At 63.0% G+C, this 25,125-nt stretch carries 20 protein-coding genes, 1 tRNA gene and 2 pseudogenes; 10 read left to right on the forward strand and 13 right to left on the reverse strand.

All coding sequences use genetic code 11. From position 1 onward, the window contains the following. Positions 1 to 6: 6 nt before the first annotated feature. Entirely contained in the window at positions 7 to 1,302 is a 1,296-nt protein-coding gene (locus EK373_RS11520) for an MFS transporter (RefSeq protein WP_129642793.1), read from the forward strand. Here the strand turns inward: EK373_RS11520 and EK373_RS11525 are convergent. The 5 genes from EK373_RS11525 to EK373_RS11545 all read right to left on the reverse strand — a co-directional run bounded on the left by EK373_RS11525 (position 1,262) and on the right by EK373_RS11545 (position 9,002). Further along, entirely contained in the window at positions 1,262 to 3,238 is a 1,977-nt protein-coding gene (locus tag EK373_RS11525) for a transglutaminase TgpA family protein (RefSeq protein WP_198683223.1), read from the reverse strand. The two genes, EK373_RS11520 and EK373_RS11525, sit on opposite strands and share 41 nt — an antisense overlap. Further along, entirely contained in the window at positions 3,235 to 4,215 is a 981-nt protein-coding gene (locus EK373_RS11530; protein ID WP_129642795.1) for a DUF58 domain-containing protein, read from the reverse strand. The genes EK373_RS11525 and EK373_RS11530 overlap by 4 nt, the downstream gene beginning before the upstream one ends. Positions 4,216 to 4,241: 26 nt before the next feature. Continuing rightward, on the reverse strand, positions 4,242 to 5,198 hold the full coding sequence (locus EK373_RS11535) for an AAA family ATPase (RefSeq protein WP_129642796.1): 957 nt from the start codon (positions 5,196 to 5,198) through the stop codon (positions 4,242 to 4,244). A gap of 123 nt (positions 5,199 to 5,321) precedes the next feature. Next, positions 5,322 to 8,096, reverse strand: coding sequence for a valine--tRNA ligase (locus tag EK373_RS11540; protein ID WP_129642797.1), 2,775 nt, complete (start codon positions 8,094 to 8,096; stop codon positions 5,322 to 5,324). Positions 8,097 to 8,231: 135 nt separating this feature from the next. Continuing rightward, entirely contained in the window at positions 8,232 to 9,002 is a 771-nt protein-coding gene (locus EK373_RS11545) for an SDR family NAD(P)-dependent oxidoreductase (RefSeq protein ID WP_129642798.1), read from the reverse strand. Positions 9,003 to 9,128: 126 nt separating this feature from the next. On the opposite strand from EK373_RS11545, the gene EK373_RS11550 reads away from it, so the two are divergent. Next, positions 9,129 to 10,040, forward strand: a complete 912-nt coding sequence (locus EK373_RS11550; RefSeq protein ID WP_129642799.1) for a LysR family transcriptional regulator — start codon at positions 9,129 to 9,131, stop codon at positions 10,038 to 10,040. A 36-nt stretch (positions 10,041 to 10,076) separates the two neighbouring features. Continuing rightward, positions 10,077 to 10,517, forward strand: coding sequence for an acyl-CoA thioesterase (locus EK373_RS11555; RefSeq protein ID WP_129642800.1), 441 nt, complete (start codon positions 10,077 to 10,079; stop codon positions 10,515 to 10,517). 37 nt (positions 10,518 to 10,554) lie between these two features. Here EK373_RS11555 and EK373_RS11560 read toward each other — a convergent pair. Both EK373_RS11560 and EK373_RS11565 read right to left on the reverse strand, forming a co-directional pair. Next, positions 10,555 to 10,947: pseudogene (locus tag EK373_RS11560) on the reverse strand (DNA polymerase III subunit chi); the annotation flags it as partial. 10 nt (positions 10,948 to 10,957) lie between these two features. Next, on the reverse strand, positions 10,958 to 12,445 hold the full coding sequence (locus EK373_RS11565) for a leucyl aminopeptidase (protein ID WP_129642802.1): 1,488 nt from the start codon (positions 12,443 to 12,445) through the stop codon (positions 10,958 to 10,960). Positions 12,446 to 12,561: 116 nt separating this feature from the next. Between EK373_RS11565 and lptF the strand changes: the two genes are divergently transcribed. From lptF to EK373_RS11580, 3 genes are read left to right on the forward strand one after another with little or no spacing between them, the layout of a single operon-like run. Continuing rightward, complete coding sequence (lptF, locus tag EK373_RS11570) at positions 12,562 to 13,656, forward strand: LPS export ABC transporter permease LptF (RefSeq protein ID WP_157994328.1); 1,095 nt, start codon at positions 12,562 to 12,564, stop codon at positions 13,654 to 13,656. After that, positions 13,653 to 14,723, forward strand: coding sequence for an LPS export ABC transporter permease LptG (lptG, locus tag EK373_RS11575; protein ID WP_129642804.1), 1,071 nt, complete (start codon positions 13,653 to 13,655; stop codon positions 14,721 to 14,723). Before lptF ends, lptG begins: the two co-directional genes overlap by 4 nt. A 3-nt stretch (positions 14,724 to 14,726) precedes the next feature. Then, positions 14,727 to 15,188, forward strand: a complete 462-nt coding sequence (locus EK373_RS11580) for an RDD family protein (RefSeq protein WP_129642805.1) — start codon at positions 14,727 to 14,729, stop codon at positions 15,186 to 15,188. Positions 15,189 to 15,308: 120 nt separating this feature from the next. Here the strand turns inward: EK373_RS11580 and EK373_RS11585 are convergent, their stop codons facing one another. The 6 genes and pseudogenes from EK373_RS11585 to EK373_RS11610 all read right to left on the reverse strand — a co-directional run bounded on the left by EK373_RS11585 (position 15,309) and on the right by EK373_RS11610 (position 21,519). After that, positions 15,309 to 16,454, reverse strand: coding sequence for a DUF4340 domain-containing protein (locus EK373_RS11585; protein WP_129642806.1), 1,146 nt, complete (start codon positions 16,452 to 16,454; stop codon positions 15,309 to 15,311). Positions 16,455 to 16,473: 19 nt separating this feature from the next. Next, a complete protein-coding gene (locus EK373_RS11590; RefSeq protein ID WP_129642807.1) occupies positions 16,474 to 18,366 on the reverse strand; it encodes a GldG family protein in 1,893 nt (630 codons plus the stop codon). A gap of 1 nt (position 18,367) precedes the next feature. After that, positions 18,368 to 19,102 (reverse strand): ABC transporter permease subunit, encoded by a 735-nt coding sequence (locus EK373_RS11595; protein ID WP_129642808.1) that lies wholly within the window; start codon positions 19,100 to 19,102, stop codon positions 18,368 to 18,370. A gap of 71 nt (positions 19,103 to 19,173) precedes the next feature. Further along, positions 19,174 to 19,839 (reverse strand): annotated as a pseudogene (locus EK373_RS11600) (ABC transporter ATP-binding protein); the annotation flags it as partial. 560 nt (positions 19,840 to 20,399) lie between these two features. Beyond that, on the reverse strand, positions 20,400 to 21,221 hold the full coding sequence (locus tag EK373_RS11605) for a hypothetical protein (RefSeq protein ID WP_129642810.1): 822 nt from the start codon (positions 21,219 to 21,221) through the stop codon (positions 20,400 to 20,402). Between the two features lie 222 nt (positions 21,222 to 21,443). After that, positions 21,444 to 21,519, reverse strand: a tRNA-Glu gene (locus EK373_RS11610). Between the two features lie 71 nt (positions 21,520 to 21,590). On the opposite strand from EK373_RS11610, the gene pcnB reads away from it, so the two are divergent. The 4 genes from pcnB to panB all read left to right on the forward strand — a co-directional run bounded on the left by pcnB (position 21,591) and on the right by panB (position 25,123). Next, positions 21,591 to 22,988, forward strand: coding sequence for a polynucleotide adenylyltransferase PcnB (gene pcnB / locus EK373_RS11615; protein ID WP_232831074.1), 1,398 nt, complete (start codon positions 21,591 to 21,593; stop codon positions 22,986 to 22,988). Then, positions 22,985 to 23,518, forward strand: a complete 534-nt coding sequence (gene folK / locus EK373_RS11620; RefSeq protein WP_198683224.1) for a 2-amino-4-hydroxy-6-hydroxymethyldihydropteridine diphosphokinase — start codon at positions 22,985 to 22,987, stop codon at positions 23,516 to 23,518. Before pcnB ends, folK begins: the two co-directional genes overlap by 4 nt. Positions 23,519 to 23,535: 17 nt before the next feature. Continuing rightward, on the forward strand, positions 23,536 to 24,201 hold the full coding sequence (locus EK373_RS11625; protein ID WP_129642811.1) for a deoxynucleoside kinase: 666 nt from the start codon (positions 23,536 to 23,538) through the stop codon (positions 24,199 to 24,201). Between the two features lie 94 nt (positions 24,202 to 24,295). Next, entirely contained in the window at positions 24,296 to 25,123 is an 828-nt protein-coding gene (panB, locus tag EK373_RS11630) for a 3-methyl-2-oxobutanoate hydroxymethyltransferase (protein WP_129642812.1), read from the forward strand. Positions 25,124 to 25,125: the final 2 nt, after the last annotated feature.

Genomic DNA, 25,125 nt, shown 5'->3' on the forward strand with positions numbered 1-25,125 from the left:
GAAGGCATGAAGTCACCCCTCATCACCAAGAAGGTGTTCGCCTGGGCGTTGTACGACTGGGCGAATTCGTCGTTCGCGACCACGGTGATGGTCGTGTTCTTCCCGCTGTTCTTCAAACAGTTCCTCACGCCGGGGCAGGATGCGACCACCAGCACCTTCTGGCTCGGTATCGCCAACGGCGTGTCGAGTTTCGTGCTGGCCATCATGGCGCCCTGGCTCGGCGCGTTGGCCGATCGCGGCGGTAATCATCTACGTTTCCTGGCGGCCTTCACTGCCATCGGCGTACTTCCGACGGCGCTGCTCGCCTTTGTGGGCCTCGGCGATTGGCAGGCCGCGGCGGTGTTGTTCGCCATTGCCTCGCTCGGCTTCTGGGGCGGATTGATTTTCTACGACTCGATGCTGGTGAAGGTCGCGCCGGCCAAGCGGCTCGATTCGGTTTCGGGCTTCGGCTACGCGATGGGCTATCTGGGCGGTGCGCTGTTGCTCACCATCAACGTGCTGATGTTTGCAAAACCAGCGGCGTTCGGTCTGGCGAGCCCCGAAGCGGCAATTCGTGCATCGTTCGTATCGGTCGCAGTGTGGTGGACGCTGTTCTCGATTCCCATCTTCAAATCGTACGCGCGTACCGCGGAGCGCGCGCCCGTCGCTGCTGGCAGCGCGTTGCTCGAAGGATTCCGAGAACTGGTGCGGACCTTCAAGCAAGTGCGCACCTATCGTCCGGTGATTCTGTTCCTGCTTGCTTACTGGATGTATATCGACGGCGTGAACACCATCATGAAGATGGCGGTGGACTACGGCCTGGCGCTGGGATTCCCGGCGGACAGCCTGATCTCCGGCATCTTGATGATCCAGTTCATCGGCTTCCCGGCGACTTTGTTGTTCGGCGCGATGGGCGATCGCATCAGTCCGCTGGTCGGCATTTTCGTCGGCATCGGCGTTTATGCCGCCGTGACGTTTTACGCCGTGTTCATGACTACGGTGTCCGAGTTTTATTTGATGGCGGCCGCCATCGGCTGCGTGCAAGGCGCGGTGCAGGCCATGAGTCGCTCGTATTACGGTCGTTTGATTCCCCCGGATCGGGCCGGCGAGTTCTACGGCTTCTACAACATGATGGGCAAATTCGCCGCAGTGCTGGGCCCTCTGCTGATGGCATTCACGGCGCTGCTCACGGGCAGTTCGCGCATGGCGATTCTGTCGGTGGCGCTGTTGTTCGCGGGCGGCGCGATCGTGCTGGTCATCGCAGCACGCGCGGCGCGCGGCGTTACGCCTCCAGCTGGTTTACCAGAAACTTCAGCCGGCTGAGCTGCGTCGGCAGCGGCATCGGGCCGTAGCGTAAACCCACGTACACCGATCGAACTTCCGCCAGCTGCGCGGCCAATTCCGGCCGCGCCTGAGCGGCGCGTGCGACGTAGTCATTCGGTCCTTCGTGCGGCAGCCGGGGCACACCGAGCTTCGCGAGCTTGCGGCACAACTGTTCGTAAACGTGTGCAACCGGGTCGCGCGACCGAGGCTTGAATTTCCACGCGAGATAAGCCGACAGGATCGCAAAGAATCCGATCAGGGTGATGGCCAGGCCGATGCCCAGATACTGCCAGCGCGGATTCTTGATGTTGAACAGCTCCAGCAGCCAGTTCTGCTGCGCTTCGCCGAACTCGACGATCTGATCGTTCCAGAACGTGTTTGCCGCATCCCACGTCATGCGCAGCTTAGAGAGCACCGCGCTCTGGCGCAGCATTCTGCCGGGGACTTCTTCCTCGGCTGAAATAGCGGCGTCCAATCCGCTTTCGATGCGCTCCGGGGCGATCGCGGCGGTCGGATCTATACGCTGCCAACCGCGGCCTTCCAGCCAGACCTCGGACCAGGCGTGCGCATCGGACTGACGCACGACCAGATAGCCGGACATGGGATTGAATTCGCCGCCTTGATAGCCGGTCACGACTCGGGCGGGAATGCCGACGCTGCGCGCCATCGTCGTAAAGGCCGACGCGAAGTGCTCGCAAAAGCCGCGCCTGCTGTTGAACAGGAAGTCGTCGACGGCGTTCAAGTCCAGCGCCGGAGGCTGCAGCGTGTAGTAGTACTCTTCGCTGCCGAACTTGGTGAGCACGGACTGGATGAAGGCCTCGTCGCTGCCGGCGCGATCGCGCATCTGCCGCGCCAGTTCGATGGTGCGCCTGTTCCGGTTGCGAGGAATGTATGTATCCAGGCGCCGCAGGTCGTCGCGAAGCTCGCCTGTCGTGACGTACGTGGGCGAAGATTCCAGATCGAATGAAGTCAGCACCGAGATCTGTTGCTGCCGCGCATGGAGTTGAAAGTCTTCAGCACGATAGGCGCGCCTCGGATCCCAGCCGGTGGCCATGTCTAGCCCAAAGATCCAGTTGCGTTGTTGCGGCTCCAGGGAGATGCGATAGCGATAACTCGAGCCCGACGACGCGACCTGCTGGGGCGTCAGCGAAGCGCCGCCGTAGCGCCAGGTGCGCCCATCGAACATATGCATCACGGGGCCCCGCCAATAGCGCTCGCGCGGTGGCGGCGGGTCGCCCTCGAACTTCGCTCTGAATGCGACTGCGCCGGACACGCTCAGGTCGGAGACGTCGCCTGGCGTCATTTCTTCGCTCAGGCCGGTGATGGATCGCTCGCGCGCCGGCACCGCCCAGAACTGTCCGGGCAGGCGCGGGAAGAACAGGAACAACAGGGCGGCGAGCGGCAGCGCCTGTAGAAACATTTTTGCCGTGGTCGTCGCGGCCTCGCGCAGCGCCATCGCTTCGGTCTGATGGATGCGCATCAGCGTCATGGTCAGCAGCCCCGCCGTGAGCAGCATGTACGGCAGCAAGAGCATGTTCTGGTTGTACAGGAAGGCGGCGAACAGCGCGAAGTAGGAAAGGAACACCACGACGGTGAGGTCACGGACCGTGCGTGTTTCGAGCAATTTCATGCCCGCCATCACGATCAGCAAAGAGGTGCCGGCGTCGATGCCGTTGAGCGTGCGGTAGCCTGCGAGCACGCCGAGCAGCGAGGCGAACGCGATGCCGGTGCAAACCGCTCTCGAGGGCAATGGCCAACGTTTGACCTCGGCCGTCATGCGGAACGCGGCGGCGAGCGCCGCGATCAACATCGTCCATGGGGCGATGTGACCGAAATGCGGCGCGGCCGCCAGCGCCAGCCCCGCGATCACCCACACCAGGCGCTGGCCGAGCGGCGTCAGCTGCTGCAGGCGGTGGTCGAGTGTGACGGCGCTCATGGCTCGAACAGCGCCAGTGCAGTCAGGCATCGCTGCCGATGGCCGGGACCGATGTTTGCTGGGACGTCCAGGCCCGGCAGCTTCAAGGCAAAGGCGCGTCCCTCGGCGTAGGCGTCTTCGATCCAGCGGCACAGTTGTGACAAGCGTGCTTCGGTGTCGAGACCGGTGAGTCCGTTCCAATCGAAGACATGCGATGTGACGGCGGTGCCGGCATAGAGCTTCACCTGCAGTCCTTGCTCACGCGCGTACGCCTTCCACGCGATTCGACGTGGCGAGTCGCCGGGATGAAAGGGACGCATGCCGGCGAATTCTTCATCACCGCGCACCGAGTCCTGAGCGCCGCCTGTATCGGTTTCCACCGGCGGCGGCGTCAGGCCGCGCGCGGCGGGTTTGGGATACACGACACATGTGAGATTCATGTGCACGTGAGTCCAGGCGCGAAACAAGCTGAAAGGATGCCGGGTGACGATCTCGAAGTGGTCCAGTGTCAGCAGGCCGCGCCGAGGGGCAGGCAGCTGCAGATCGAACACGGCGCGGCCGTTCGCTGGCACGAGCTGCGGGTTCGCTGCGCCTCGATCGTTCGAAACCAGCAACTCGTGCCTGGCCAGCGGCGCCGTGTTTTCCAGTGCGATGTGAAATGTCGCGTCGTGGCCGGCAAAGACCGGCTCGCTGCTTGCGGAACGAATCACGATGCCGGACAGATTGCGATGACAGTAGTGCATGGCGATGAGCGCCAGCGATCCGAGCAGGAACGTCAGCCCCAGCGCCAGGTTGTTTGCATAGTTCATCGCGCCGACGAACATCGCAAAAAGCATCAGCGTGAACGCAATCCCCAAGCCGGTGGGGACGATATAAATGCGGCGGCTCGGCAGTGTCAGCGGATCGGGATCGACGCCGTGACGTTTGCGAGCCCAGCGGCGCGACCACTGACGCAGCCGTCGCATGAGTCCGAAGTCGAGATGAAGGCTCAAGTTCATGGCCGCGCGACCACTGGCGCCACCGGTCAGGGAACCGCGACTTCTTTCAGGACGAACTGACCGATTTCGGTGGGCGTTTTGGGGGCGGCCTCATCGCGCGGCTTGAGGCGATGGCCGACGACTGCGGCGAGCACTGCCTGGACGTCCTCCGGCATGACGCCGGAATGGCCGTGAATCAAAGCCCACGCCTGCGCCGATCGGAGCAGGCCAATCGAAGCGCGAGGAGAGATGCCGGCTTCGAACAACGGGGATTCGCGGGTATAGCGAACCAGGGCCTGCACATAGTCCAGCAAGGCGTCGGAGACGTGCACTTTCGGCACCATCGTCTGCATCAACAACAATTGCTGAGGCGACAGCGTGGGCGCGAGCGTGGCGACCAGATCGCGACGGTCCTGACCGAGCAGCAGCTGACGTTCCAGCGTTGCATCGGGATAGCCGAGCTCGATGCGCATCAGGAACCGGTCGAGCTGCGACTCGGGCAGCGGATAGGTGCCGATCTGATACACCGGATTCTGCGTGGCGATGACGAAGAACGGCGCCGCGAGCGGATAGGTGGCGCCATCGGCGGTGACCTGGTGTTCTTCCATCGCTTCGAGCAGCGCGCTCTGTGCCTTCGGCGTTGCGCGGTTGACTTCATCGGCGAGCACCAGCTGCGAGAACACCGGACCTTTGTGGAACTGGAACGTGCTGGTCTCACGATCGAACACCGAGGTGCCGATGATGTCGGCCGGCAGCAGGTCGCTGGTGAACTGGATGCGCTGATAGCTCAGACCGAGCGATTCGGCGATGGCGTGCGCCAGCGTGGTCTTGCCGACGCCGGGAATGTCCTCGATCAGCAGATGACCGCGAGCCAGCAGGCACGAGATGCACAGTCGCACCTGGTGCTCCTTGCCCAGGATCACCCGATTGAGCTGCGCCGTGGTGGCGGCGATCAGCTCGATGGGGTCGGCCTGCGTGATCAGCGTTGGGATGGCGGAATTCATGCGCTCTCCGGCTTCATTCGCCGGCCAGTGTCGGCAGTATGGCGTGAAATGCAAGTAGGTAGTTCGCATTCGCGCCAACGCGCACGACAGATTCGCCAGATGCCGACAAGGCGTGAGCCGCTGTTACAAGCGGCTCACCATGTTCTCCTGCTCATCGAGCTGCGCGATCTGACGTCTGAACTCGGCGATGCGCTCGTGACCCAGCGCGACGACCTCGGGCTTGGCATTCGCAACGAAGTTCGGATTGGCAAACTTGGCTTCTTCCTTTTTGAGGTTCTGCTCCACGCCGGCCTTGCGCTTGCGCAACCGAGCCAGCTCCGCCTGCGGGTCCGTGATCAGCCCGGCCAGTGGCGATGAGATCGTGCGGCGGTCGATGTTGGCGGTTGCCGATGGCGGCAGCGGAGCGTCGCTCGGCAGAATTTTCAGCTCGCCGATCTTGCCGACCCCGCGGACCACGTCGAGGCTGGCCTGGATCGAGGCTTCGTCCGTCGCTTCGGGCGACTGGAAGGCGACTGCGATTTCGCGCGCCTGAGGAATATCCAACTGACCACGAATCTGACGCGCGCCCAGGATCACCGCCTTGATCGGGGTGATCGCGGCTTCAGCGGCAGCGTCGCGCGAGAACTCCGCCGCAGTGGGATACGACTGCAACATGATCGTCTCGCCTTTGATGCCTGCCATGGGAGCGACCGACTGCCAGATCTCTTCGGTGATGAAGGGCATGAGCGGATGTAACAAACGCAGATAGGCTTCGAGCACGACCGCCAGCGTTTCGCGAGTGCCGCGCTTCTGCGCGTCGCTCGACTGCTCGGACTGCAGCGTCGGCTTCGACAGCTCCAGATACCAGTCGCAGTACTCGTACCAGGCGAACTCATAGAGCGCCTGCGACGCCAGATCGAAACGATATTCGGCGAGGCGTGCGCGCACTTCTTCGATCGTCGCGCCCAGGCGCGAGCGGATCCAGCGATCGGCGACGGAATATTCAACCGGACCGGTGGCGGTGGCAGGCGGCGCGCTCTCCAGATTCATCATCACATAGCGCGCGGCATTCCACAGCTTGTTACAGAAGTTGCGATAGCCCTCGATGCGGCCGAGATCGAAACGAATGTCGCGGCCCATGGTCGCGAGCGCGCAGAACGTGAAGCGCAGCGCGTCGGCGCCATAGGAGGGCATGCCGGTCGGAAACTGCTTGCGCGTGTTCTTCTCGATCTTGTCCTTGTCTTTCGGCTGCATCAGCCCGGTGGTGCGCTTGGCGACCAGCGACTCCAGGTCGATGCCGTCGATCAGGTCGAGCGGGTCGATGATGTTGCCCTTGGACTTGGACATCTTGTCGCCGTTCTCGTCGCGGATCAGGCCGGTGATGTACACCTCCCGGAACGGCACGTCGCCGGCGAATTTCAGGCCCATCATGATCATGCGGGCCACCCAGAAGAAGATGATGTCGAAGCCCGTGACCAGCACGCTGGTGGGATACAGCGATTTGAGCTCCGGCGTCTGCTGCGGCCAGCCCAGCGTCGAGAACGGCCACAACGCGGAGGAGAACCAGGTGTCGAGCACGTCTTCGTCGCGCTTGAGTGTCACATCGCGGCCCAGCTTGGCGCGCGCCTGCTGTTTGGCTTGCTCTTCACTGTGAGCGACGTAGTGGTTGCCCTGATCGTCATACCACGCAGGGATCTGATGCCCCCACCACAGCTGACGGCTGATGCACCAGTCCTGGATGTTTTCCATCCACTGGTAATAAGTCTTGGACCAGTTCTCCGGCACGAAACGAATGCGGCCGTCCTGCACGCACTTGATCGCGGGCTCGGCGAGCGGCGCGATGCGTACGTACCATTGATCGGTGAGCCAGGGCTCGAGCACCGCATTGCTACGATCGCCTCGCGGCACCTGCAGTTTGTGAGGTTCGATCTTCTCGACCAATCCCAATGCTTCGAGGTCTGCGACCACTTGCTTGCGCGCGGCGAAGCGATCGAGGCCGCGATATTTCTCGGGCACCTCGTCGTTGAGCGCGGCATTGGCGTCGAAGATGTTGATCAGCGGCAGCGAGTGACGCACGCCGATCTGGTAGTCGTTGAAGTCGTGGCCCGGAGTGATCTTGACGCAGCCCGAGCCGAACGCCGGATCGACGTAGTCGTCGGCGATGACAGGAATGAGCCGACCGGTGAGCGGCAGCCGGATCTGCTTGCCGACCAGATGTTTGTAACGCTCATCCTCGGGGTGCACGGCGACGGCGGTGTCGCCGAGCATGGTTTCCGGGCGCGTGGTCGCGACGACCAGATGTTCCGAGCCGCCTTCGATCGGATAACGGAAATGCCACAGCGAGCCTTGCTCCTCCTGTGACATCACTTCCAGATCGGACAGCGCGGTGTGCAGCACCGGGTCCCAGTTCACCAGGCGCTTGCCACGATAGATCAGTCCGTCTTCATACAAACGCACGAACACGTCGGTGACGGCCTCGGACAGGCCTTCATCCATCGTGAAGCGATCGCGCGTCCAGTCCACCGAGTTGCCGATGCGACGTTCCTGGCGGGAGATCGTGTCGCCGGACTGCGCCTTCCAGTCCCACACGCGTTTGACGAACGCTTCGCGCCCGATGTCACGGCGATGGACGCCTTCCGCGTTGAGCTGTCGCTCGACGACCATTTGCGTGGCGATGCCGGCGTGGTCCGTGCCCGGTTGCCACAATGTGTTTTCGCCCTGCATGCGGTGCTGGCGGGTGAGCACGTCCATCAGCGTGTGCTGAAAGGCGTGACCCATGTGCAGCGTGCCGGTGACGTTCGGCGGCGGAATGACGATGCTGTAGGGCGCACCCTGGCCCGAGGGCTTGAACCAGCCGTGCGACTCCCATCGCTGGTAAGTGCGCTGCTCGATGTCCTTGGGGTCGTAGGTCTTTTGCATAGTCCGGCTGGAGGGGGCAGAAGGCGTGGAAACAGCTGGTTAGTATAGCTGCCACACCCCAGTCTGCGGACCGCCGCCGTATCCCGTAGAGATTGCGGGCCGACTTTGCCGGCCCGCTCCTACCTTGACCGCGACTTAGAGGAACATGCCGCCCGAGGCTTCGATGCGTTGGGCGTTGATCCAGCGATTTTCCGGCGACAGCAACGAGGCGACCACGCCGCCGATGTCGTCCGGCCGGCCGACCCGGCCGAGCGCGGTCTGCGAGGCGATCAAGTCGTTCAGCTGCTTGTTGTCCCGGACTGCGCCACCGCCGAAGTCGGTCTCGATGGCGCCCGGCGCGACCACATTCACCGCGATTCCGCGGGCGCCCAGTTCCTTGGCCTGATAACGGGTCAGCACCTCGATTGCGCCCTTCATGGCGGCATATGCCGCATAGCCGGGCAGGGCAAAGCGGGCCAGGCCGGAAGAAATATTGACGATGCGGCCGCCGTCAGCCAGCAACGACAACAGTTTCTGGGTCAGGAAGAACGGTCCCTTCAAGTGAATGTTGACGAGCTCATCGAACTGCGCCTCGCTGGTTTCCGCGAAACCGGCGTGGATACCGATGCCCGCGTTGTTCACGAGGAAATCGAAGCGGTCACGCTGCCAGCGGCTCTTCAGCACTTCGCGGACCTGGCCCACGAACTGATCGAAGGTCGAGGCGACGCTCACGTCGAGCTGCAGCGCCGCCGCGCGCCGGCCCGACTTCTCGATCTCGGCGACTACAGCCTCGGCTTCCTTGCGATTGCTCCGATAGGTCAGCAGCACGTCGATGCCGCGTTGGGCGGATTGCAGGGCCATGTTCCGGCCGAGGCCGCGGCTGCCGCCTGTGATCAGAGCGATAGGGGAGGTGTTCGAGGTATTCATTGCTGGCTCCTTGTTGGGTGGATTCGAACCGACGGAGGACAGCTTATTGATGTGGATTCGGTGGATAAATCAGCGGATCTTGAGCGCAGTGTTCGTATAATTAGAACAATCCACCGAGATCCCCCCATGAACCAGCTCGAAGCCATGCAGATCTTTGTCCGCGTTGCCGAACTCGCCAGCTACACGCGGGCGGCCGAAAGCCTGGGCATGCCCAAAGCGAGCATGTCCACGGCGGTTCAGCAGTTGGAGAGCGAGTTCGGCACGCAGCTGCTGCATCGGACCACTCGCAAGGTCCAAATGACTCTGGACGGCCGGGCCTGTTACGAACGCTGCAAGGATCTGCTGGCGGATATGGACGAGCTGCGCTCGATGTTTCAACAAGGCCCCCAGGAATTGCGAGGGCGATTGCGCGTCGACATGCCTACGGGCATCGCGCGCACCACGGTCATTCCGCAGCTGACCGAGTTCTTGCGACAACATCCGCGACTCGAGATCGAGCTCAGTTGTACTGATCGCAAAGTGGATCTGGTGCGCGAGGGGTTCGACTGCGTGATGCGCGTCGGATCGGTGGACGATGTCAGTCTGATTGCACGCCCGCTGGGGATGTTCGCTGTCACCAACTGCGCGAGTCCCGAATACGTTCGCGCTCATGGCATGCCGCGGACCGTGGAAGACCTGGCGCACCATCAGTTGATCCACTATGTGGGCACCTTCGGTGCGAAGTCGATGGGATTCGAATATCACGACGGCGTGGCGTACCGCACCGTGGACATGCCCGGCGCGATCACCGTCAACAGCGCCGAGGCCTATCAGGAAAGCTGCCTGGCCGGTCTGGGTATCATCCAGGCCCCTGGGCCGGGCATGCGGATGTTGATAGAGCAGGGCCTGCTCGTGGAAGTCGCGCCTGAGCTGCGCGCGGAGCCGATGCCCGTATGGTTGCTGTACGCCCAGCGCCGCAATCTGTCACGACGCGTGCAGGTGTTCATGGCCTGGATCGCGGACTTGCTGAAGCCGCACTTGTTGCCGCGGCCGGTCTGATTTGGGAACGTACGATTGCGCGAGTGAGGAGCGACGATGAGCCGGTTCCGATATTTCCTGCGGACACGTTATAACGAGTGCGACGCGCAGAAGGTCGTGTTCAATTCGCGTTACGGCGATTACACCGATCTTGCAACTGCGGAGTTCTTTCGGGCGCTCGGCTATGAGAAGGAAATGCAGACCGGCGATCTCGATTATCAGCTGGTCAGGCAAACTACCGAGTGGCGCGCACCGGCGAGATACGATCAGGTGCTGGAGATTTCAGTCGCCACGAAACATTTGGGGAACACGTCGTTCACGCTGGCGACGGAGTTTCGTATTGCAGGCGACGAGAGGGTGATCGTGACGGTCGAGACGGTGTATGTGCACGTCGATCACCACGGTCTGCAGAAGTCGCCGCTGCCAGGGCCGCTTCGAGCCGCGTTAGAGCGCGGCGCATCGAATGTGACGATCGACCACGCCGCGTATCTGCCCTGACGCCCGCTTAAAGGTTGTGCGACTCCATCGCACACCCCTGCTCGCGATATTGTTTGAAACGTTCGCGAGCAGCGCGCTTCCTTTCCGGGTCGACGTCGACGATCTCAGCAATCCGATCGTACGCATTCACGTCCGGCGGCATCGCATCCATCAGATTGATCAGCAATCCACGGTGCGACTGCGGTCCAACCTCCGATCCAACCATCACCATCACTCGCCCGTGCTCGGCCGCCTGGCCTCGATAGACCTCGTGGGGCAGGAAGCTGCCATCGCTGAATGTCCACAGCATGTCGTCGAGTCGCTGCACGTCGGGCGTTTGGATGTACACCTGACAGCCTTGCTCGACGGCGCGCTCGGCCAGCCTGCACGCGTAGCGCAGGCGGGCGTCGGGCGCGTCCGCGGAGAGGACGTAGAAGTCCACTCGACTCATGGCAGGTCGATTACTTCTTGTTGATGAGGTAATCGACCAGCAGCGGCACCGGGCGGCCCGTGCTGCCTTTGTTCGCGCCGGCTTGATACGCCGTGCCGGCGATGTCGAGGTGCGCCCAACGCAGGCCGTCGGTGAACTTCGCGAGGAAACAAGCCGCGGTGATGGCGCCGCCTTCGCGGCCGGCGACGTTGGCGAAGTCCGCGAAGTTGCTCTTCAACTGCTCGCCATACTCCTCGCCGATCGGCATGTGCCACGCGCGATCGTCCGCGCGATCGCCGGCAGCCTTCAGTTCGGCCGCGAGCTCGTCATCGTTGCTGAACAGGCCGGAGAGATGGTTGCCCAGCGCGATCACGCAGGCGCCCGTGAGCGTCGCGAGATCGATGACCACCTCGGGCTTGAAGCGGCGCGAGTAGGTGATGGCATCGCATAGGATCAGGCGGCCTTCGGCGTCGGTGTTGAGCACTTCGATGGTCTGGCCCGACATGCTCTTCACGATGTCGCCCGGCTTGGTGGCGCGACCGCTCGGCATGTTCTCGCAAGCCGGCACGACGCCGATCACGTTGATCGGCAATTCCAGCTCGGCCACGGCTTTCATCGTGCCGAACACGCTCGCGCCGCCGCTCATATCGAACTTCATTTCATCCATCGCGGCGGGCGGCTTCAAGGAAATACCGCCGGTGTCGAACGTGACCGCCTTGCCTACCAGCACCACCGGAGCCTGGCTGCGCTCCGCGCCGTAGTACTCGAACACGATGAATGCGGCGGGCTCTTCGGAGCCATTGGTCACCGACAGGAACGAGCCCATGCCGAGCCGTTTGCACTCGGCCTCGTTCAGCACGCGCACGTTGAGCTTCTTGTGATCCTTGGCGAGGTTCTTGGCCGCACGGGCGAGATAGCTCGGAGTGCAAACATTGGCGGGCTGGTTCGCCAGATCGCGCATGAAGGCCATGCCGCTGACGATCGCCTCACCATGGGCGAGGCCGCGCTCGGCCTGACCTTTATCACCGCGACTGGCGACTGCGAGGCCGAACCTGATCAGCGACGGCTTGGGGCGTTTGTTGCTCGTCTTGTGATCGGGAATGCGGTACTGGGAAGCGGCGACCGCTTCCACCGCAACGCGCGCCTGCGTGTACGCATCGGCGTCGGCGACTTCATCCAGGCCGAGATAGCTGATGGCATCGCGTGCGCCAGTCTTGGACAACAGGGCCAGCGCGCTGGCGAGCGCCTTGCGGTACTGCTTGCGCTTGAAAGCGCTGCGATTGCCCAGGCCGAGCACGATGACTCGCTCGACCGGCGCGCCGGACAGATCGGCGAGTAATACCGCGTCGCCGGTCTTGCCGCGCAGATCGCCTCGCTTCACCAGCTTGGCGATGCGGCCGCCGATGCGGGCATCGAGATCTTCGGCGGCGGCCGACAAAACGCCTTTGTCGTAGACGCCGACGATGGCGCAATCAGTGCGCTGACGGGACGCTGAGGCGGTGCTGACGAAAAATTCCATGAACCTTCCTCGCAAGGGGCGCGAAAAAGACGGTAGTCTACTCCATTCCGCGCGCCTGACCGCCGCGGAAACCAACCTCTCGCTGCGGGTAAAAAGCGGAACGAGCATTGCGAACCTTGGATCGATACCTCCTGAAGGAGGTTACGGAAACCTGGCTGGCCGTGACCGGCGTACTGCTGGTCATCCTGCTGTCGAATCAGCTGGCGCGGGTGCTGTCGCAGGCGGCCGCCAACGATTTTCCACGAACTGTGGTGCTGTCGCTGATCGGCCTGACTTCGGCCGGCTATCTCACCGTGATCGTGCCCATCGGCTTTTTCCTCGCCATCATGCTGGCGCTCGGCCGCATGTATCACGAGAGCGAAATGGCGGCGATCCAGTCCTGCGGGGTCGGACCTGCCGGTTTGTACCGGCCGATCGCCTATCTCGGCTTGTTCATTACCGCTTTGCTGGTGTGGCTGTCGTTCTGGGCAATTCCCGCCGCGTCCGCGCGCGCCCAGCAGATCCGTACCGAAGCCTTGCAGGATGCGCAGTTCGGTCTGCTCGAGCCGGGTCGATTCCGCACGTTTGGCGGCGGCAACGTGGTGTTCTATGCCGAGCGCGTCGATGACAACGGCATCCTGCACAACGTGAATGTTTTCGTGGATCGGACGCAGGATCCGCAGACCGAAGGCGAGCTGGAGATCTGGGTCGCGACGCGCGCCGAGCAGCGTGGCGCCGGGCAAGCCGATCAGATGTTCGTGCTGTACGACGGTGAACATTACAAGGGAGTGCCGGGGAAAGGGGAATGGCAGATCACTCATTTCGCGGAGGGTGGTTATCCGATCCGGCTCGGTGAGATCGGCGGGCGCGCGGGCAAGGCGGGCATGAAGTCCACCAACGAATTGTTACAGTCCGGCGATCCGCGCGATCGCGCCGAGCTGCAATGGCGCATTTCGACGCCGGTGATGGCGCTCGTCCTGATGCTCATCGCCGTGCCGCTGGCTCGCTTGCGGCCGAGACAAGGTCGCTTCGGGCGTATCGGCATCGCGATCCTGGTGTATTTCATCTATTCGCAGCTGCTGGCGGCGGGGCGCGCGTGGATCGAAGGCGGTGTGCCCGAATGGGTGGGGATGTGGTGGGCCCACGGCGTCGCGGTGGCTTTGGGCCTGTGGTTGCTGTGGCGTGAGGCGCCGTTTGGCAAGAAGGTGCGAGCTGTGGCGGTGCCGGCATGACGTCCATCCTCTCCAGATATGTCATCAGGGCGATCCTCGGCAACACCGCGCTGGTCATGCTCGTGCTGCTCGCGCTGAGCGGCTTGTATCTGTTCATCACTCAGCAGGACGACATCGGCGTCGGCGCCTTCACGGTCGCGAACGCTTTCATGTACGTCGGCTTGTACCTGCCGAAATACGCGTTCGATCTGTTGCCAATCGCGGCGCTGATCGGCGCGCTGCTGGCGCTGGGTAGTCTGGCACGCACGTTGGAATTGATCGTCGTGCGCGCGGCGGGCGTCTCCACCATGCGCATCGCGATGTGGACGGCCGGCGCCGGCATCATCCTGATGATCTTCACGGCCATCGTCGGCGAGGTGATCGCGCCGCCGATGGAGCAGTACGGCCGGCAGATGAAAACTTTCGCCAAGTTCAACGACTACAGCATGGCGGGCAACAAGAGCGCCTGGGCGAAAGACGGCGACATGATGATCTCGGTCCGCCAGCAGGCGGCGGGCAACCGGTACGGCGGCGTGTATGTGTTCAAGTTCGATGGGCAGCGCCGGTTGCGCAGCGTCGGGCATGCTAACAATGCGAGCATCGACGAGAACAATCTGTGGCAGCTCGAGAACTACGTCGAATCGCGCATCGACGATGAGCGAGTGGTGACCAGCAAAGAACCGGAGACGCGGCTGCAGACACGACTATCACCGGAGTTTCTCGGCCTGGCGGTGCTGGATGCGGATTCGCTGACTGGGCGGGGCTTGTTCAGCTACATCCAGCATCTGCGGGCGAATGGCCTCGATTCGCGCACGTATGAGGTTGCCTTCTGGGCGCGCATCGCAAGGACGGTTGCGGTTGCGATCATCGTGGTGCTGGCCGTGCCGTTCGCGTTCGGGCCGATGCGCGCGACGGGCACCGGCGCGCGCACGGTCGTCGGCATCATGATCGGTGTGGTGTTCTTCCTGATGGCGAAGATGCTGGAAAGCGGTGGGGAAGTGTTCAACATGCCACCCATCATGATTGCCTGGCTGCCGACCGTGCTGCTGACCCTCGTTACCTTCTTCGCTATCTCACGCGTTCGTTAAAGCATGACCGATTCCGTTCCCACCGAGCGCCTGCCCAGCGCCGGCGTGCTGCGCCGGCTGGGCGCGATGTTTTATGACCTGCTGCTGGTGGTGGCGGTGCTGATAGTGCTTACGTCACTGATGTTGCCGCTGACCGGAGGTGAGGCTGTCACAGTCGGACCTTACAGCAAGTGGAAGCATGGCTTTCAGTTGCTCGAGTTGGTGGTCATCATCATCTATTTCGGAGTGCCCTGGACGCGCAGTGGCCAGACGCTGGGCATGCAAGCGTGGCGTCTGCGAGTCGAGCGCGAGGACGGCGCTCGGTTGGGCTGGGCCGATGTGCTCAAGCGCCTCGCCGCAGCGACGGTGTCGCTGGTGCTGGCATTCGCGGGCTATTGGTGGATCTGGATCGATCGCGACAAGCTGGCCTGGCACGATCGGTGGACCCGGACGCGGGTCGTGGTGCTGCCGAAGAATCGGAGCTAAGAGGGGCGGTGGTTCGCGACGGCCACGGCGGGGGAGGTCCTCCGGGCACCGTGCTCCCCGTCACTCGCGCTTCGCGCGGATGGACAGCGGCCCCGGACCGGGGCCGCTGTGGTGTCATCGTTATTTCTTGATCAGCTCATCGAGCGGCTTGAAGATCGCGTCGTACTTGTACGCCGGGATCTCATAAACCCAACCGTTGACCTGCGCGTTGGCCTTGGCCGCTTCCTCTTCGACGTTGCGCGCAGCTGGCTTGGCGGCTTCAGCAGGTTTGTCCGTAGCGGGTGGCGTGCCTTCGCCTTCTTTATTGGCAGCGTCATTGGCAGCGTCGGCTGCCGGCGCATCTTTCTTTTCCGTGTCCGCGGTCGCGACCTTGAATTTGTCGGCGAGCGCAGCGTCGAAAGACGTCTTCAGGGCGACGTAATGTTTGTCGTCCTTCTTCCAGCCGGTCAGTTCCGCGACCAAGCCGTCGAAGGTCTTGATCGTCGCGCGAGCGCTCGGCGCGTCAGGCACTTCGCTGGCGGGCTTCACATCGCTCAACGTCAAGCCGGCGAGGGCGGTGGCGAAGTTATCCGCAGCTGAGGGCGAGCTCAGCTCTTTGCCCTTCGGCAAACCTTCGACCGTGAAGTCCGCATCGGCGCGGGTCTTCTTCGTGGCAGAGTAAGGCTTGCTCTTCTCGACGGTCACCTCGGCCGACTGCACGCGATCGGCAGAAACATCGATGACTTCCTTGCGCAGCCATTGATCGGCCGACGAGGACGTGTCGATGCTCTTGTTGATCAGCCAGCTCTTCGGCTCGCCAGCGCGACGCACGTACTGGGACTGCGCGCCTTGCGCTTGTTTGCCGACGATCAGCTTGATCGGCTGCTTCGGCCCATCGATCTCGATCTGCACGCCGCCGGCGGCGGCATCGCTCACATCTTCGACGCCGAGTGCCTTGTAGCTCTCCGGATTGGAAGTTTTCTCTTCCAGCACCTTGGCGTCGGCGAGACCGGTAACCAGCTTGCGCAGCTTGGCTTCGTCGGCCGGATAGTTGTGACGCTCGGCAACGGTCCAACCGTTGTCACCGCGCTTCACTTCCAGCGCCGGCGCGCCGCCGGCTTTGACGATGCGCACAGCAGTGACCGACGCCAGCTCCGATTTGAGATCCGGATACAGGGCCGCGGATTCGGTCGCCGGAGGCGACGTCTGTCGACCCGCGAGCCATAGGCCCGCGAGCACGGCGATCACTGCAACGATGGCGAGGACGGAAAGTTTTCGCGAAGTCATGAGCTAACCTCAGTCACTCTCAACCCGTGTGGGCGGCGGCGCGGCCGGCGCGGAGCCGGCGGCGACGGGTGATTTCCAGGAAGATCGCGCCGAGCGCGAGCAGCAGCGGCACCAACGCGATGTTGATGGCCTTCAGCCGGGTGCCGAGCGCTTCGATTTCGACATCGAGGCTGCGGCGGGTGTCGCGCAGTTCCTTACGAATGCGCACGCGCTCTTGCTGGAAGCGTTCGAGCTCGGCCTCCTGTTCGGGCGAGAGCGACAACGTCGCTTGATTGCCACCGCGGCCGGCCTCGAGCGCCGTCAGTTTCTGCTCGGTGTCTTTCAGCTCCTGATCCAGCTCCTTCTCCTTGGCGCGCAACTGATCGCTCGCCTGGCGGCGCAGTTCGTCGACCTTGGTGAACGGACGGAAGAAGCTCTGGCGGCCGCGCACGCTGATCAAGTCGGCACTGCCGGCGAGATTGTCGACGGAGTTTGCGAGGAAGTCGCCGTTGTTCGCCCAAGCGACGGCGAAGCGCTGACCGAACACGTTTTGCGTCCGAACCCACAGCGGGTCCGCGAGCATGTCGGTGTCGGCTACCAGGATGATGTTGGCATCTTCCTTCGACTCCATGAGATGCGCGCCAGCGGCGCCTTCGGCGCCAGGCTTGCCGTTCGGGAACGCGGACTTCACCTTGCCGTGAATGCGCGCGGCAATGGTGTAACGCTCGCCCGATGCCTTGAATCCATCGAGCAACGAATCGCTGTCAGGCAGGAACATCAGTTTCGCCGCCGGCAGCAGCGCAGCGTTGGTGCTCGACTGAATCAACGGCTCGAACTCGATCGTCGCGCCTTCTTTCTTCGACAGCGCGCCGGCGGTCATCACGTTGATCGTGTCGAGCGCCGAGACCGTCACGTCTTTCGGGTTCATGCTCTCGCGGTTCAAACCAATGATGGCGATGTGCTGCGAAGGCGGCTGGCCTTGCTGCAGCGACACCGTCAGGCCGAGCTCGCGATCGCCGACGATCTGGCCGGTATCGAACTTCACGCCCCACGCATCGAGCAGCGGACCGAGCGTCGATGAGCGATTGCCCATCGGCGGCATGCCCGGCTGCGCGCCGGCGGTATCGTTCTCCGACTGTGGATCCATGAAGCTGATGAGCTTGCCGCCGCGCATGACGAACTGATCGATCGAGTACTGGGCCTGCGGGCTCAGCTCCTTCGGGTGCACGAGCATCAGCACGCCGATGTCGGCAGGAATGTCATTGCCATCGGGCTGCAGCGTGCGCACTTCGAGTGTCTCTCGCAGTTGCTGGATGCTGGCCCAGCCCGGCGCCATCTGACCGCTCATCTGATCGAAGCGGGCGTCCACCGGCAGGCTCGAAATCAAGCCGATGTTGGCGCGCTTGGCGTTGCTCAAGCGATAGATGAGGCTGGCGATGTCGTACTCCAGGAACTCCTCCTTGTCCGGCTGGAACAGGCCGATGATCTCGCGACCGTCGGTCGAGTTGGTGCCGGCGAGGCCGAAGTACATCGGTTCGCCGCCCGGCGTAGCGGACACGGGCGACAGGCCGAACTCGGTGGCGCGATCCTCGTCCTCGGAGAACGGCTCCGGATCGATCACCGAGAGGCGCAGCTTGCCCTTGGAGCGTTGAGACATTTCTTCGAGCAGCTCGCGGACGCGCTGAGCGTAGGCGCGCAGCTGCGGCTGCTGCTCGCTCGCATCCTGCGAGAAGAAGAAATAAAGATTCACCGGCTCGCTGAGCGAGCTGACGATGTTCTCGGTGCCGGGCGCGAGCGAGTAGAGCTTGCTCTCGGTCAGGTCGAGCCGCGCGCCGCGGAAGACGAAAGTGATCAGGATCGTGGCGCCGATGAACAACAAGGCGAGCGCCACGAGCGCGGTTGCGCCATAGGTCTTGCGTGTTTTTGCAGTCATGTCAGTCGGCCTTCTTCATGTCGAGGACGATGGTGGTGGCGGCGAGCCAGACACCGATCACGGTCCCGAAATACAACAGGTCGCGCAGGTCGATCACGCCTTTGGAGATCGCTTCGAAGTGGGTGTAGAACGACAGCGACGCCAGCGCGTCCACCAGCACTCGCGGCGCCCAGCCGGACACCAGGTCGAGCACGATGGGATAGCCCGAGAGCAGGAAGCCGAAGCAGATGACCACGGTGAAGATGAACGCGATCACCTGATTGCGGGTCGCCGCCGACATGCAGGCGCCGATCGCGAGGAAGCCGCCTGCCATCAACCAGCTGCCGATATAACCAGCGAGGACCGCGCCGTTGTCCGGATTGCCGAGATAGTTCACGGTGATCCACATCGGGAAGGTCAGCGCCAGCGCGACGCCGGCGAAGGCCCAGGCGGCGAGGTATTTGCCGATGACGGCCTGCCAGGTCGTGACCGGCAAGGTCATCAGCAGCTCGATGCTGCCGGACTTGCGCTCCTCGGCCCACAGGCGCATCGAGATCGCGGACATCAGGAACAGATACAACCAGGGGTGAAACGAGAAGAACGGCGCGAGATCCGCCTGGCCGCGCTCGTAGAACCTGCCGAACTGGAACGCGAAGCCCGCGGCCAGCATCAGGAAGAACACGATGAAGACCAGCGCGAGCGGCGTGGCGAAGTAGCTGCTGAACTCGCGGCGAAAGATGCCTTTGATGTTATGCATTGCTCACCTCAGGCTGCGTTCTTCTGGCCGGTCGTGATCTGACGGAACACGTCGTCGAGCCGACCGCTCGGCGCCCGGGCCGCCAGTTCCTTGGGCGTGGCGTCGGCGAGCAGCTTGCCGCCGGCGATGATGATGGCGCGGTTACACACCGCGTCGACTTCTTCGAGGATGTGCGTGGAGATCACGATGATCTTGTCTTTCGACATGTCGTTGATGAGCGTGCGCACCTGGTGCTTCTGGTTGGGATCCAGGCCGTCGGTGGGCTCATCGAGGATCAGCACCTGTGGATCGTGCAGCAGCGCCTGCGCCAGGCCGACGCGGCGTTTGAAGCCTTTCGAGAGCGTTTCGATCATCTGCTCGAGCACGCTGCCCAACTGCAGGCGGGCGATCACGTCATCGAGGCGGGTGCGGCGTCGCTCGCCGCTCAGGCGGCGGATATCCGCGATGAATTCCAGAAAAGTGCGCACCGACATCTCGCCGTAGCTCGGCGCGCCTTCGGGCAGATAGCCCATGCACGCCTTGGCGGCGAGCGGATCGTTCTCGACGTCGTGGCCGCAGACGCTGATCGCGCCCGAGGTCGGCGCCAGGAAGCCGGTGATCATTTTCATGGTGGTCGACTTGCCGGCGCCGTTCGGGCCGAGGAAGCCGAGCACTTCGCCGGGGCTGACGGTGAAGGAGATGTCATTGACGGCGGTCAGCGCGCCGTAGCGTTTGGTCAGGTTTCTGATCTCAATCATACGAGGGCCCTGTTTGAGTGGTCACAGTGGTCGTCTTCAGAGGTCGGATGGTCCATGCTCGACAATCGGCCTGCAAAAAAAATCGTCCCTTCAGACTGCGCTCCGTCCCGCCGGTTCCGAGGGCGCCGCTTCGATGGCGCCTCGAGGGCGGCCATGTTCATGTTTATGGAGCAGCGCGAGGGCGGGGATTCTTCTCCGGGCGCGGCGCTCTTTTCAAGTCGCGCCCGGCGCGAGGCCATGACGATCTCTTAATGAACGTCGTAATGAACTTGTAGCGTCCGTGCGGTCCAATTCGCCTGTGGAGGCGTTGCGTGAGCGGTTTTGGAAGTTTTTGCAACGCAAAGCTTGTGTTGCGATGCGATCTCGGGTATCTTTGGCATCGCAAAATAAATGCGATAAATGATCTGCAGCGAGACGCGCGGATCAGCCCAAGAAGGGATCGCGTTTAGAGTGCAACGAATTTGCAGGCTGCGCCTGGGACAATGGCGCGGTCGGTATCGAATCCCCCTGTTGGCCGGATCACTGTCAAAAGTATCCGGCCTCTTTTTTGCCCGCGATTTCTAGGCCTGGGCGGCTTTTTCGATCTCGGCTTTATGGGCCCGCAGCACTTTGCGGATTTCGCCCTCCGCAGGGCGCTCGGCAATCCGGGCAATCAACTCCGCGAGCTCGTGCCAGGGCTTGCCCCACTTCAGCAGGCGCACCGCGTCGGCAATGATCTTGCCCTTTAAATCCAATGGCGCCGCGGACTTAGGTGCTTCGGGTGCGGGTTTCATCGCGGCCTTTGGCGCAGCTTTGGCAGGCTGCGTGCCGGCCGGGTTGATCTTAGGGGCAGGGCGAGCCGACGGGATCTGCCGCGGCGGCACCGCTGTCGGCGCTGGCAAGTTGTCCGCGGTTCGGCTCGCGGCGGGCTCGGCGTCGAAAAGTGGAAAATCCTGTTTGACCTTGACCACCTTGAGCTGCGGCATCTCGCGGGTGGGCTCTTCAGCCGGCGTGCGGGTCCGCTGGGGTGGCGCGCGAATTACTGTCGGCGCTTCGACGGTCTGGCTGTTGCCGGTCGCCGCTTCGGCCTTGGTCGGGTCGGCGAGCGGAACGAAACGCTGAATATGCTGAATGCCGACCAGGTTCGCGAGGAACGCCATCAGCTCCAGCGACTCGGAAAATTTGCTATCGCCCATGGCCTGGCGCGTTTCGCAGTGCTGCTTCAGCTCCAGCACCTTCTGGCGGGCCACTTCGAGGACCCAGCGAGTCGGGCGGTCGTGCTTCTGCCAGGGCTGAACGCGCGCATAAGCGGCGTCACTCAACTCGACATACTGCAGATGCAGGTCGATGCTGGTGAGCCACTTATCGATCAGCTCCGTGATGCGGCGATCCGCTGGCGTCATGACGACTCCGTAGAAAGTGCGCGCATTATGCACACGGACCCTGCGGGAACGGCTCGAAAAGCCGCTGATACTGAGCGGTTCTGTGCGCTGTTACCGCTTGTCGCCAGCTGGCGGCGGTCGAGTGCATTTCCATGCGCCCCGGGCATTCGGGCGTCCGGCCCGGCACAGGCCGTGCGCGCACGGACCGGCAGGTCTCGTGCCAGGAAAGCTGACGAAGAGAGGTGGCGCTCCCACGGGGATTCGAACCCCGGTTTAGGCCTTGAGAGGGCCCCGTCCTAGGCCTCTAGACGATGGGAGCGTATTAGAAGGCTGGCACGACGTGCCGACAAGACGCGGTATTATACGGGCCGTTTTACGCGGCTCAAGTTTTTGACATCGACGGACGGTCCGCTGCTATTGAACGATAACAACTCTCCTGCCGAGATCCTCGATGAGGCGAGCGCCCCGCGCGTCGTGCCTCGCGATCAGCACACGATCTCGCGCGCCAACATCTCCTCGAACGCGTTGAAGGTCCTTTACCGGCTCAAAGAGGCTGGTTACCAGGCATTTCTCGTGGGCGGCGCCGTGCGCGACCTGTTGCTCGGCCTGCACCCGAAGGACTTCGACGTCGCTACCAACGCGCATCCCGATCAGGTGAAGCAGCTGTTCCGCAACTGCCGGTTGATCGGCCGGCGCTTTCATCTCGCGCACGTGCGCTTCGGCTACGAGATCATCGAGGTCGCGACCTTCCGCGCCGCGCACACCCCGATCGACGAGGACAACAGCGTCGATGAGGCGGGGCATCGCGTGCTCGATGAGCGCGGCCGCATCTTGCGCGACAACTTGTACGGCACGATCGAAGAAGACGTGTGGCGCCGTGATTTCACCGCCAACGCGCTCTACTACAACATCAGCGACTTCTCGATCTGGGATTACGTCGGCGGCTACGAGGATGCGAACGCACGCGTTCTGCGCCTGATCGGCGATCCTGAGACACGTTATCGCGAAGATCCCGTGCGCATGCTGCGCGCGGTTCGTTTCGCGGCGAAGCTCGGCTTCGGCATTCATATCGACACCGCGAACCCGATTCCGAAGCTCGCGTGGATGCTTGACGGCGTGCCGCCCGCACGGCTGTTCGATGAAGTGAACAAAATGTTCCTTGCGGGTTACGCGATCCGTTCTTTCGAGCTGCTCTGGGATCTGGGCCTCCTCGAACACCTGTTCCCGGATCTCGCGACGTCGATGAACGCCGATCCGAACAGCGTAGCCGCGCGCGTTCTACGGCTCGGCTTGGAAGGTACCGACGAGCGCGTGCGTGCGGACAAGTCAGTCACGCCGACGTTCCTGTTCGCGGTGCTCTTGTGGCCGCCGATTCGCCAGGCGTTCGAGAAGTTGCAGGCGGAGCAGGGCGCCGAGATTCAGGCGCTGCTTGCTGCTTGCGATCAAGTCACCGCGCGTCAGCAGTCGCGCGTCGCTGTGCCGAAACGGTTCACGTTGCCACTTCGCGAAATCGTCGGCCTGCAGCCGCGCTTTGCGCATCGTGAAGGCCGTCGGGCGTTGCGCTTGCTCGATCATCCGCGGTTCCGCGCGGCCTATGATTTCATGCTGTTGCGCGCCGCCGCCGGTGAAGTCGAACAAGAAGTGGCGCAGTGGTGGACCGACATTCAGGCGAAGTCTGCCGAAGACCGCACGGCCATGGTCGAGCAAGATGCCAGTGGCGAGTCACCCGCGGGTGGTCAGAGGCGGCGTCGGCGTCGGCGCCGTCGTCCTCGGCCGCCAGCTGCTTGAGCGCCGTCAACTCCACGGCGCCTGCATTGTGGTTCCCCGCTTATGTAGCGCTTGGCAGTAATCTCGATCAGCCTCTGGTTCAGATCGAGCGCGCGTTCACTGCGCTCGCGCAGCTGAAGCGGTGTCGTCTCATCGCGCGCTCACGCCTTTACAAAACCCTGCCGCTCGGCCCGCAGGATCAACCTGAATTCATCAACGCCGCGGCCGGCTTGCTCACGATGCTGACGCCGCGCGAGCTGCTGGTGGAATTAAAAAGATTGGAGCGCGAGCTGGGACGCACGCAGCCCATCGTGCGCTGGGGGCCGCGAGTGATCGATCTCGACTTGCTGGTGCACGCCGACGCGCAGATTTCGGAAAACGATCTCACGGTGCCTCATCGTGGTCTGCCTGAGCGCAATTTCGTCCTGTATCCTTTGCGCGATCTCGCCCCCGAGCTGCTCGTTCCCGGCCATGGCCGCGTGAGTCAGCTCGCGGCACGCGTCGGAGGCGCCGGATTGGCGCCGCTCACCGGCGCTCCCGGCGTCCCTTGAACAATTCAGCGGTGGACATGACCGAGAAGCCTCTCATTCCAGCGCCGCATCGTCTGATCGTGGTCGAAGGACCGATCGGCGTCGGCAAGACCACTCTCGCCCGGCGGCTCGCGCGCAGCTTCGGCAGCGAGCTGATCCTCGAGCAGGCCGACGAGAATCCGTTCCTGGAACGCTTCTATAAGAACCCGCGCTCGGCGGCGCTGCAGACGCAGTTGTTCTTTCTGTTCCAGCGCACGCGCCAGCTCGAGGACATCCGCCAGCACGACTTGTTCGATACGGTGCGGGTCGCCGACTACCTGCTGGACAAAGACAAGCTGTTCGCGCAACTGACCTTGGATGAGGAGGAGTTCGCGTTGTACGAGCAGGTCTACGCGCGCCTTGCGGTCGATGCGCCGGTGCCGGATCTGGTGATTTATCTGCAGGCGCCCGTCGATATCCTGCGCGAGCGTATCGAACGGCGGGGCATCAAGTACGAGCAGAACATCGAGAAGAATTACCTGGAGCGGCTGCAGGAAACGTACGCCCGGTTCTTCCATGCTTATGACGCCTCGCCGCTGTTGATCGTGAACGCCGCGCAGGCGGATTTCGTCAACAACGATCACGACTATGGGCAGCTGCTGGACCAGGTCATCCGCACCCGGCGCGGGCGGCACTATTACAACCCGTTGAAGAGCGCCGTCTAAGCCTGCCTATCCCCTTGATAAGGCTGTCATCCGCCCCAGTTTGACTGTCGGGGCGAGCCTGGGCATTCTTCCCGCCCCGCCGTAGCTCACCGCCATGTACAAGCACCTTCAAGAGCGTTACGCGCCGCGCCCGCCGGTCAATGTCGGCACCCTCGTCAAGATGAAGGCGGACGGCGAAAAAATCGCCGCGATCACCGCTTATGACGCCAGTTTCGCAACCCTGGTGGATGACGCCGGCGTCGATGTGGTGCTGGTCGGCGACTCCCTCGGCATGGTCATTCAGGGTCATGACACGACCGTGCCCGTGACGCTGGCCGACATCGTTTATCACTGCCGCGCCGTCGCCAAAGGGCTGTATCGCCCGTTCCTGATCGCGGATATGCCCTTCATGACGTACGCGTCGAAGGAGCAGGCGCTCGATAACGCCGTGCGGCTGATGCAGGAGGGCGGCGCCAAGATGGTGAAGCTCGAAGGCGGCGCGGGTCAGGTCGAGATCGTCGAATTCCTCGCCAGCCACGACATCGCCGTCTGTGCGCACCTCGGTCTCAAGCCGCAGTCGGTTCACAAAGTCGGCGGCTTCCGCGTGCAAGGCCGTGAGAACGAGGCGGCCGAACGCATGCTTCGCGACGCGCAGGCGCTCGAAGCTGCGGGTGCAGATATCGTGCTGCTCGAGTGTATTCCGGCGGCGCTGGGCAAGCACATCACCGAACAATTGCACGTGCCGGTCATTGGCATCGGCGCAGGCCCTGACACCGACGGTCAGATCCTGGTGTTGTATGACGTGCTCGATATCACATCGGGCCGCAAACCAAAGTTCTCCAAAAATTTCCTCGCCGGGCGCGACAGCGCCATGGAAGCGGTCAAAGCCTATACGCAGGCCGTGAAGTCGAAGGAATATCCGGGCCCCGAGCACTGCTTTTAAGT

Origin of the sequence: Peristeroidobacter agariperforans (genome assembly GCF_004138335.1) — a bacterium.
Classification (GTDB): Bacteria; Pseudomonadota; Gammaproteobacteria; order Steroidobacterales; family Steroidobacteraceae; genus Steroidobacter; species Steroidobacter agariperforans.